Origin of the sequence: Acinetobacter baretiae, assembly GCF_015627105.1 — a bacterium.
In the GTDB taxonomy this organism is placed as follows: domain Bacteria; phylum Pseudomonadota; class Gammaproteobacteria; order Pseudomonadales; family Moraxellaceae; genus Acinetobacter; species Acinetobacter baretiae.
In genome coordinates this window covers 1-10,300 of sequence record NZ_VTDM01000039.1, presented here as the reverse complement: position 1 = coordinate 10,300, position 10,300 = coordinate 1, and the positions used below count along the sequence as shown (strand labels likewise).

Below are 10,300 nucleotides of genomic sequence, written 5' to 3'. Positions count from 1 at the left end.
TAATGATGGATTTATCATCATTCAAACAGATGATTATGAGCAGGCATATCTGAAAGTATTAATGGATAGTGTTTTTGGGCGTGAAAATTTTAGAAATTCAATTTATTGGCATAGAACATATGCTGGAAAAACAGTTTCCAAAAACTTGCCATGGAATGTAGATGTTCTACACTTCTATTCAAAATCAATAGAAAAAAAAATTAATAATGTTACCGCTAATCTTTCTGATAAAGATATAGCATCATATAATAAAGATGATAATGATGGTCGTGGAAAATATAATACAGTTAGCCTACAGAAAACTGGCGGTAAAGGCCCAGAAACGACGTACGATTATGAGGATAACACTGGAAAAATTTGGAAGTGTCCAGAAAAAGGATGGCGTATGAAATTTTCTAAGCTTAAAGCATTAGAAAACGATGGTCGGCTTTATATAACAGATAAAACAATTCGAGAAAAATACTTTTTAGCTGAAAGACTAGATATTGGAAAACAAATCGATAATTTTTGGAATGATATTGGTAATTTAAATCGAGCAAACGACCTAAGTTTTAATTTAACTGGTCAAAAACCAGAGAAACTTATTCAAAGAATAATTGAACTGACTACACATGAGGGAGACCCAGTTTTAGACTACCATTTAGGCTCAGGCACAACATCGGCTGTAGCCCATAAAATGGGACGTAAATACATTGGCATTGAACAGATGGATTATATCAATGGAATTACTGTTCCTCGACTTCAAAAGGTCATTGAGGGTGAGCAAGGCGGTATCTCTAAAACTGTTAATTGGCAAGGTGGCGGAAGCTTTGTTTATACCGAGTTAATGGAATTAAACTATCTTTTTATTCATCAAATTGAACAAGCTAAAAATACAGAAGAATTATTAAAAATATTTGATGTAATGAAAGCTGAAGCACACTTAAATTATCAAGTTGCACTCGATCAAGTTTTATCTACTGAACATGAAATTGATGGTATAGATCATTTTGTATCGTTTAATGACCTTGAACTATCTAAGCAAAAACAGCTTTTAATTGAGGTTCTTGATAAAAATCAACTGTATGTCAATGCATCAGAAATGGATGATGAAAACTTAGCAATCTCTGAATCAGATAAAGCATTTACCACTAGCTTTTATCAAAAGGATTGATCATGGCTAAGAATACAATCAAAATTAAGCAAGAGCTTTTATTTCATGAATTTCAAAAAATTGATAAATTTGGCTTATTTCAAGGCAATTATCAGACCCCAGAGTACGTTAGGACCAACTTAAAAGAAGCTTTACGTTCTTATCAAGAAGAAGCTTTGCGTTATATGCATTATGCACAAAGCCATAAAGAGGCTGATGTGCGTTTTAAGCATTTACTGTTCAATATGGCGACTGGTTCTGGCAAAACCATGGTCATGGCTAGTGCTATTCTTTATTTATTTAAAGAGTACGGCTATCAAAATTTCCTTTTCTTTGTTCATACTGATGCCATTATTCAAAAGACCAAAGAGAACTTTTTAAATGTATCATCACCTAAATATTTATTTACGCCATCGTTAGAAATTAATGGTGAACGTATTGTTATTGAAGCTGTAGACAACTTCCCAAGACAACCGAATAAAAATACGATTTACCTAAAGCTTTCAACCATTCATAAAATCCATGATGAGTTAAATAGTTATAAGGAAAATAGTATTACTTATGAAGATTTAGCTGAAATACCGCTGGTATTATTAGGGGATGAAGCACACCACTTTAACGCTCAGACTAGATCAAATTCTAAAACTTCAAAAGAGCATGAAGAGCTGACTTGGGAGCGGACGATTCAAAATATTGTCAAATTAAATGACAAGAACCGTTTATTGGAATTTACTGCGACGATTAACTTAGAAAATAAAGAGATTTACCAAAAGTATAAGGACAAAGTCGTTTATCAATATGACTTAAAACACTTTATGACGGATGGTTTTTCTAAAAAAGTGATGCTTTTAGAAGCAAATCAGCATGATGATGATAAAATGTTGGATGCCGTATTACTCAGCCAATATCGAAAAATGATTGCGATTAAACATGGCATCCTTGGTTTTAAGCCCATCATTTTGTTTAAATCAAATAAAATTGCGATTTCTAAAGCAAAACAAGAACAGTTTATACAAATTATTAGTGATTTAACGCCTGAAAAAGTTAAAAATCACCTGATCAACAAACAAAAACAAATCACAGCAAATAGTAGTATTTGGAACAAAGCGACTGCTCATTACTTTGCACAAGATTTGTTGACTCTCGTTGAGAATATACAAGAGGACTTTAACGAGCTAAATATTCTCAATGTCAATAAAACAGATATTTTAGAAGAGCATCCCGTTCTATTAAATACTTTAGAACAACCTGACAATCCGATACGACTCATTTTTGCTGTGGCAAAAGTCAATGAAGGCTGGGATGTTCTCAATTTATACGACATTGTAAGAATCAGTGAAAGTGCATCGTCAACGAAAGCTGGAACAGATAGCGAAGCACAACTTATTGGTCGTGGCGCACGATATTATCCATTCGTATTGAATGATGAAAAAAGCTTTACCCGTCGTTTTGATTTAAGTATCAATGATCTTAGCATCTTAGAGCAATTGCATTACCACACGATCAATGACCCATCTTATATAAAAACATTGCATACATCTTTAGAAAATGCAGATATTGTGGCTGATACAGATGGCAACGGAAAAGTTGAACATGCAAATCTTAAAGCTGATTTTAAAGCATCTCATTTTTATAAAGAGGGGGATTTATTTTTCAATGAAGTTAAAGAAATTACTGAGCAAGAGCGTTCATGGATTTCATATTCATTAGAAAAACAGTATGAGGTTTCGTATAACACAGCCAGTGAGATTGGACTTGAAAACCTCACTACCAACGAATCTACAGTAGTGCATACGCAAACCTTACAATTGGATCGTCGTTATTGGTTTAAAGCACTACAAAAAATCAGTTTTTTTGAATTTAGCAACTTAAAAACATACTTTCCGAAGTTAAAAGGGATTCAGCAATTTATATCTGATCCTCAATATTTAGGAGGGTTAACCATCAATGTCAATTTACCAAACACGGTAACTCTTGATGCACTTGATCCGCAGGAAAAATTACAGCTTTTAGAAAAAGCTTTAGGCCGAATTGCTGAAAATATGCGTCGTAACTATCGGAAATTCAAAGGTACACATCGCTTTGTTAGCAAGCCTATTAAAGATGTGATTACTGATTATAGTGTACATATTGATCCGAGTATGACAGTAAACCAACGCATCACTGCTGAACAAACCATTGGTAAAAAATGGTACGTTTACGATCAAGCGATTTTAAATCAATTAGAGCATCGAATGATTAAGCTGCTAGAGCAATTTATGCAGAAGCTACGTGGCAAGTATGACGATATTTATGTGATTCGTAATGATGAAAAAACCACTCGTTTTAAACTCACAGAGTTCAATGGTGTTCGAGGATTTATGCCTGATTTTATCATGCTCATGAAGGATAAGTCGAAAGATGATGTTCAATATCAAGTCTTTTTAGAGCCAAAAGGTGATGATCGTTTGACAGAAGATGCATGGAAAGAAAATATGTTGGCTGAAATCAATGATTCTAATTTAATCGTGATTAAAGGTGATGAGAATGTACGATTAATAGGAATAAAATTCTTTGCTGATAGTCAACGACAATCTTTCATTCAAGATTTCTCAGAGAAATTATACGATGGGAAACAACTTGAAGATCAATCTCTGTTAATTTAATTCAGAAGCTATATTTTTTAAAATAGGAGGGTTAAGCCTTCCTATTTTTTCGTATTCAATCAAAATAAACGATAAAAAAATTAAAATACTCTAATTTGCGATTTAAGACCCATTAAAATTTAAAGTGCTACCCAACATCGGATTTAAAGAAACTATTCAATCTACCCCTTATTTTTTGCGTTTAAACACTATATCTAGTTTGTATTTCAACAAATAAGTTTAATAAAAAATAAAAAATATGTTTTTAGATGCTAAAACTTTCATCAAAGTGAACATGCTCTAAACAACTAAATTGTATTTTTGCTTTTCCCTTTGATTACGCTTTTTTCGGTATTTCAAAGTTCAGATTAAATTTGAATTAGAAAATAAAGAAGTTATCCACAGCTTTAAAAATAAAAAATGCTTTTTTTAATAATTTTAATAATTTTAATAATTTTAGACCATTTTTTCCTTATTGTAATCAATGTCTTACAAGCCTATATCTATACGTTTATGCAGTCTTATCTATACGTTTATGCAGTCTTATCTATACGTTTATGCAGTCTTATCTATACGTTTATGCAGTATTGATTTACTTCAATAATAGAAGTAATATTAATTACATCTAAAAACATAGTAATTAAAAAAATGTCAAATGATCTTATAGTTAAAAATAATGCATTAATTGATGCAAGTTATACGCTAAGTCTTGTAGAGCAGCGTTTAATTGGCTTGGCTTTAGTTAAGGCCAATAATAAACGACAAGAAATTACAAGTGATATGGTCTTCAACATCCATGCTTCTGAATATGCAGATCAATTTGGCGTACATAACTCTGTTGCATATAGAGCATTAAAAGAGGCTTCCGAACGCTTATTCTTACGTTATTTTTCTTATACTTTGTATGGTTTGGATTTTGGACAAGACAGTAGTTTTAAGCCACCTAAAAAATTAAAGAGTTCAGACGTTGCGACTGTGATGAAGTCAAGGTGGGTGCAAAAGACGGGTTATACTGAAGCACTTGGATTACTTCATTTTCAGTTTACAGATGATGTAGTTAGCTTAATTGCCAATTCCAAAGAATACTTTACAAGTTACTACTTATCCCAGACGGTTGAATTCACGAGTACCTATGCGACACGACTTTTTGAATTATTAATGAAGTGGGAAAGTGTCGGGCATATTCCGTTTATTGAAATGGAGAAACTGAGAGGTCAACTCGGTGTCGATAAAAAGCAATATAAGGTTATTTCCAACTTTAAGTTGCGTGTATTAGATATTGCAGTAGAACAAGTCAATCAGTTTTCAGATTATAAAATTAAATATGAACAGCATAAGCAAGGACGGACGATCACAGGATTTTCATTTAGTTTTAAGCAAAAAAATCCAAAAAAAGTTCCATCAGGAAGCCTAAAAGATAAAAATACCATTGATTTATTTACTAATTTAACTGAAAAACAAATTAGCTTTTTTGCACATAAACTTGCTCATGATCACGATTTTGCAAGTAAAAATGCAGAGCCTGGAGAGGACTATTCAGACCTTGAAAAACGACTTATCCTAAAGCTATCTGACCATAATTTTGTACAAAAAAATATGAAAAACTTAGAAAAACTTGGCTTTAAAAAAAAGGGGTAAAGCCAATGTGTTGGGTGGAAACTTCGTATAGAAAAACACATCGGCTTTAATGTGTAAGTCGCTTTTTACGACTTATCTTTCTTCTTCTTTTTTGATTTCTTAGGCTTAGGTTCAGGCTTTACATTAATTTTTTCATCTAAAGCCTTGCCTGCTTTGAAATAGATACTCTCTTTCGCTTCAATTTTAATGATTTCACCCGTTTTAGGATTTCGTCCTATTCGTTCTGCACGTTGTTTTACGGTAAACGCTCCAAATCCAACTAAACGAATATCTTTAGTTTCAACTAAGCTTTCTTCAAACGTTTCGAGAACCGCATTGAGTATGACTCTTGCTTCATCTTGAGTCACATAAAGTTTTGGAGCAAGCTTGGCCAGTAATTCTGCTTTGTTCATAACTAATCCTTGAGCAATAAAGCTGAGTTAGTGTGTATTTAACTTCATAATGCTCAGTAAAATATTCTCAACAGTTTGTTGAGTTGATTTATCTTGTGTATCAAACCAATGATTAAATTGATTGACTGTTACTGACACATCTTTGCTTTTCCGTGCGGCTAAAAAATCTTGAAAAGGAATCGCAGCCTTAAAATCTTTTTGCGTTAATTCGGGAATATCCGAAAAGTCGATATCTTCATCTTTAATTGCTGAAATTTCTTTCATTCGCTCAGGATATGCCTGTTGAGCAAGAGCTTCTTCAAGTGTTTTAGTGATTATCGCCATTTTCTAACCTCACCTTTACTCAATTTTCGTGCTGAAATAATGCGAGTAATATCCTCACCATTTTCATCTCTGTAAGTATGTGCCACAAGCAAAATATTGTAACTATCCAACATACTACCAATCGCTAAATACACTTCTTCATGTGTATTGGTTGTTGTATCAGGAACAATTTTTAGCATCGGATCAGCAAATATAAGCATTGCATCTTCAAAGCTAATTTTGTGCTTTTTTAGGTTTTTCTGATTTTTAACCTCATCCCACTCATACTTCATGACTGAATCTTTTCATCTAAGCCAAAAAGTATTCTGTCACGATTTTCAGTTAAATATTCATCTAAATCAGCAAGTATTTTTTCTTTATTGGTTTCATTTTTCATTTTCTTTAATAGATAAGATCCGAGTAGGATTTTTCTACGAGTATCATCTTTACGGTCTTGCTCTTTTTGTTTAATTTTCTCTCTTGCTTCGATGGCTTGTTTTTGTGCCTTTAACTGCTTTAGTTTTTCAGTTTGCTGTTCAATTTTTTCATCTAATGTGAGTTTTTTAACAACTTTTTTTTCAGTAGTCATCGTGGTTATTAAGTAGAGGAATTATTCTCGATCATAATCCCGTTTGAACAGAAGTTCAAGACGGTATATGATACTCAAAGAATCCCAAGTGAAGCGAAGGGCGCACTTATCCATTGAAAAATATAACTGCGTTATATTTTTCAATGGTAAGCACGAAAGGGGTTTCACCCCTTTACCCCAAAAGCACTGCTAATAGGTTAACAATGTAAAAATTAAAGAGTAAAAAAATTGGCAATCTATCATTTTTCAGTTAAAGCAATTCGTCGAAGCGATGGTCGTAGTGCCGTCGCTTGTGCGGCTTATCGTGCTGGGAAAAAATTGATTGATAATAAATATGGAAAAGTACAGGATTATACGAAAAAAAGAGGGGTTGAATTTGAAAAAATTTATGCACCAGAAAATACAAATCCTGCCCTACTAGATCGTAATGATCTTTGGAATGCCGTTGAAAAAAGAGAAAATCGAAAAGATGCCACACTCGCTAGAGAGTTTGAGATTGCATTTCCTGCTGAGTTAAATCAAGAACAACGAAAAAAAATGCTCGATGATCTCTGTAATCAAATGATCGAAAAGCACAATGTCATTGTAGATGCTGCGATTCATGCACCGCACACGAGTAATGGTTCTGATGAACGTAACTATCACGCTCATATTATGTTTACGAGCAGATCTGTTGATTTAGAAACAGGGCTTTTTTCAGATAAGAAGTATCGTGACTTCAACAAGGAAAAAGGCAGTCAAACCATCAATGAATGGCGTGCAGACTTTGCAAAACTGACCAATGATCATCTACAAAAAGCTGGATTCGATGACATACAAGTAGATCATCGGAGTTATGCAGCACAAAATATTGAAAAACAAGCGACACAGCATGAAGGACCTGCGGTTACAGCAAAGCGTCGGCAATATGAACGAGAACATAAAAAACCAGTGAATGAACGAAAGTCTGAAATTATGTTGCCTGATGTAGCGAAAAAGAACGATGCCATTAAAGCTTTTAATTTAAATCTTGAAATCAGGGCTACAGAACAACTGCTGTCAAAAATGAAGAGTGAAGCAAATAAAAAAGCTTTTGAACGTATTATCAATAATGCTAAACAGCAAAAAGTAGATAATAAAACAGATATCTTTGACAAATTAAATGCAGGTATTGCTAAATTTAAAAAGGAATCTCTATTTTCACAGCTTAACTCTAATATTGAAGAACAAGCAAATGCTGCAAAAAAAGAACAAGAAATGATTGGATCTCAAAGCGTTAAGCATGAAAGTGTAGCAAACGAGGTTGAAGCACGGCCAAAGCCTGAACCGAAACAAGCAGAGCAACAACAGCAACATTCAAAAGATCACAGTCAAAGTTTTGATTGTTAAACTGGGGATTCACTATGAGTGAACAACACATTGCAAGCATGCTAACAACCATGTCAACTACATTACAGTCACTTTATCAATTACTTGAGAAAGAAAAAATACAGCATATTGATTTACTGAACGAACTGAATACTCAGATCACTGAGTCGCAAGAAAATGTCAAAACAGATATTCATAATTTTATAACAAACATTGAATTAACTGATCTTGTAAATGTTGTTCATCAGTCCAGCGACAATATCAAAAAACAGCAAACTAATCTTCAGCATTTAGATTATGAAATTACGCAAATATCTACACAGGTGAATAACAGCATTGACACACTTGAGCACAATACAAAATACATGTCTCAGACAATTGAAGAAAGTAGTCAGTTAATTGCCTCTAATCTGATTAAAAATATATCGCTTAATGTTAAAGATAGCATCACAACACAATTTACTAATCAATTTAAAGAACAGAATCAACAGCTTGTTTCTGAAATATCTAAAGCAAATGAAGTCGCTATAGCTGAATCATTAACAACTTATGAACATTTTACTGAGAAAGTAAAAAATATTAAAAAACAGCATCATTCTAGCCTAGACGACTTTAAAGAAAGTGTTGATTCTTTTAATAAAAAAATGACTGCTACCATTAAGCGTGTTGATAAAGCATTTTTAGACGTGCAAGAAAAGAATAAACAAAACATGGATAAGCTCTATGATTCATGTGCCACGTTCCAAGAGAAAGTCATTGAAAAACTAAATGCAGAAACAGCTAAAATCAATGAAATATTTGACCAAAAAATTATGGATATTTCTAAAAGAATGGATGATCAAATCAGTCAATCTTTTAAAAAAATGAGTAATGTTGAGCAAAAAATTAATGAAAAAAATGATCAAATTACTGCAAATTTAGAGAAAAACACCGAAAAAAGCTTAGGAATAACTCAAAAAATTATAGAAAAACAAGAAGTTTTATATCGAAATTTATGTGACAAACTGACAATTAAGTATTTTTCTCTAAACACCATTTCTATTCTTTTTGTGGTGTTAATTGTTTTGGTTGGCTTCAATATCGCAGCATCAAAGCGATATTCAGAAATATCCGATTTTAATAATGCACTGGTCAGTCAAAATCAGAAGCTCATGGCAGACAATACCAAGTTGCTTGAAATTAAAAATGATTCTCTTAGATTTACTAAACAGTCAATAACTGAGGTTAGAAAAAAGTTTCCACAATTTCAGATTACCCTCGACTGTAAATCACTTGATTAAAGCAAAGTTTAATCATATTCAAAAAATAGTGTCCGTATAATGCGGCCATTTCAAAATTAATTAGCATTCGAGATAAGACTATGGATACTGCGTTAATTCAAACGCTCAAAACGATTTTTAAGCAATTTCCAGAATTTTGGAATGGAGAAGATTTGCAACGCTCTTTAGTAATTGATGCCATTCAAAAAAAAGAAGCACAAGTCATTAAAGCTTTAGTTTCAAGTGAAAAAATTAAATCAATATATGCCACAGATATTGACGGTATGTTGATTTTTGATTTTGATAAGCTCACCAGCTTATTAAAATATAAAGAGTATTGGGCCAATAGTTTTACGAAATATCGTAATAAAGTAGGCTTGACCAGTGAGGGAAAATACTTAGATTATAGTTCTGATGTGGTTTTAGATTTTCCTTTTAAAGATTGTGTTTTAGAAGGTGGCATGACCAAAGAAGATCAAGGAAAAGATGAAGTTTATTACAATGAAGTGATAGCTCGTGATGAAATTGATCGCTTGTTTTCACCAAAAGTATTTACCAATTCTAAACGATATACGAAAGATGGCGTAGAAAAAGATATTACTGATTTTAATGACCAAGATAATTTAATCATTAAAGGAAATAATCTTATTGCCTTACATTCATTAAAAGAACGTTATGAAGGTAAAGTAAAACTTATCTATATTGATCCTCCATATAATACTGGTAATGATGGATTTAAATATAATGATAGTTTTAATCACTCTACGTGGTTAACTTTTATGAAAAATAGATTAGAAGTAGCAAGAGATTTATTGAGTAATGATGGATTTATCATCATTCAAACAGATGATTATGAGCAGGCATATCTGAAAGTATTAATGGATAGTGTTTTTGGGCGTGAAAATTTTAGAAATTCAATTTATTGGCATAGAACATATGCTGGAAAAACAGTTTCCAAAAACTTGCCATGGAATGTAGATGTTCTACACTTCTATTCAAAATCAATAGAAAAAAAA

Annotated in this window: 10 protein-coding genes; 6 read left to right on the top strand and 4 right to left on the bottom strand. The window is 32.5% G+C overall.

The features are described from left to right. The 3 genes from I2F17_RS11655 to repM form a co-directional block, all read left to right on the top strand. A partial coding sequence (locus I2F17_RS11655; RefSeq protein ID WP_211140057.1) for a site-specific DNA-methyltransferase occupies nt 1-1,153 on the top strand: 1,153 nt, incomplete at its 5' end. Nucleotides 1,154-1,155: 2 nt separating this feature from the next. Next, the gene (locus I2F17_RS11650; RefSeq protein WP_211140056.1) at nt 1,156-3,777 is read left to right on the top strand and encodes a DEAD/DEAH box helicase family protein; all 2,622 of its coding nucleotides are present in this window, start codon (nt 1,156-1,158) and stop codon (nt 3,775-3,777) included. A gap of 627 nt (nt 3,778-4,404) precedes the next feature. Then, complete coding sequence (repM, locus tag I2F17_RS11645; RefSeq protein ID WP_211140055.1) at nt 4,405-5,394, top strand: replication initiation protein RepM; 990 nt, start codon at nt 4,405-4,407, stop codon at nt 5,392-5,394. 65 nt (nt 5,395-5,459) lie between these two features. Here repM and I2F17_RS11640 read toward each other — a convergent pair whose 3' ends face one another. Genes I2F17_RS11640 through I2F17_RS11625 form a run of 4 tightly spaced genes read right to left on the bottom strand, consistent with a single transcriptional unit; the run spans nt 5,460 to nt 6,678 of the window. After that, entirely contained in the window at nt 5,460-5,786 is a 327-nt protein-coding gene (locus I2F17_RS11640) for an HU family DNA-binding protein (RefSeq protein ID WP_196423894.1), read from the bottom strand. A gap of 27 nt (nt 5,787-5,813) precedes the next feature. Beyond that, nucleotides 5,814-6,110: a hypothetical protein gene (locus I2F17_RS11635; protein WP_211140054.1), complete on the bottom strand. Its 297-nt coding sequence runs from the start codon at nt 6,108-6,110 to the stop codon at nt 5,814-5,816. After that, nucleotides 6,101-6,382, bottom strand: coding sequence for a BrnT family toxin (locus I2F17_RS11630; RefSeq protein ID WP_196423896.1), 282 nt, complete (start codon nt 6,380-6,382; stop codon nt 6,101-6,103). Before I2F17_RS11630 ends, I2F17_RS11635 begins: the two co-directional genes overlap by 10 nt. Beyond that, nucleotides 6,379-6,678: a mobilization protein gene (locus tag I2F17_RS11625; RefSeq protein WP_211140053.1), complete on the bottom strand. Its 300-nt coding sequence runs from the start codon at nt 6,676-6,678 to the stop codon at nt 6,379-6,381. The genes I2F17_RS11630 and I2F17_RS11625 overlap by 4 nt, the downstream gene beginning before the upstream one ends. 228 nt (nt 6,679-6,906) lie before the next feature. Here I2F17_RS11625 and mobQ point away from each other — a divergent pair, with 228 nt between their 5' ends. The 3 genes from mobQ to I2F17_RS11610 form a co-directional block, all read left to right on the top strand. After that, nucleotides 6,907-8,046, top strand: a complete 1,140-nt coding sequence (mobQ, locus tag I2F17_RS11620) for a MobQ family relaxase (RefSeq protein ID WP_211140052.1) — start codon at nt 6,907-6,909, stop codon at nt 8,044-8,046. A 14-nt stretch (nt 8,047-8,060) separates the two neighbouring features. Then, nucleotides 8,061-9,305: a hypothetical protein gene (locus I2F17_RS11615; protein WP_211140051.1), complete on the top strand. Its 1,245-nt coding sequence runs from the start codon at nt 8,061-8,063 to the stop codon at nt 9,303-9,305. An 80-nt stretch (nt 9,306-9,385) separates the two neighbouring features. Next, nucleotides 9,386-10,300, top strand: a 915-nt coding sequence (locus I2F17_RS11610) for a site-specific DNA-methyltransferase (protein WP_211140050.1), incomplete at its 3' end; no start/stop codon positions are given.